Raw genomic sequence first — 292 nt, 5'->3', positions numbered from 1 at the left:
GGCGCTTGGCGATGACCTACTCTCACATGGGGAGACCCCACACTACCATCGGCGCGATTGTGTTTCACTTCTGAGTTCGGGATGGAGTCAGGTGGTACCACAATGCTATTGTCACCAAGCAAATTCGGTCAATTCGGAAAGCTGCTTTGTTAGTAGTGCTTCTCATACTTCAACCAAGTCTTGCAATTCTTTCAAGGGACGACCTCCAGGGATGGAGGAAGTGCTAGAAAATGTGGTGACCTACAAGGATGTAGGAAATACTTTAAATGCTTGGAGCATTTTAAAGTAGAAC

General features: G+C 46.6%; 1 rRNA gene. It reads right to left on the bottom strand.

Annotation, left to right across the window (positions count from 1 at the left end):
• Positions 1–3: 3 nt before the first annotated feature.
• Positions 4–119: ribosomal RNA gene (gene rrf / locus J3L11_RS19120) — 5S ribosomal RNA — on the bottom strand.
• Between the last annotated feature and the right edge of the window lie 173 nt (positions 120–292).

Origin of the sequence: Shewanella sp. 4t3-1-2LB (genome assembly GCF_017368415.1) — a bacterium.
Classification (GTDB): domain Bacteria; phylum Pseudomonadota; class Gammaproteobacteria; order Enterobacterales; family Shewanellaceae; genus Shewanella; species Shewanella fodinae.
Note: the sequence above shows the minus strand (reverse complement) of the source record. Positions and strands in the feature narration are given on the sequence as shown.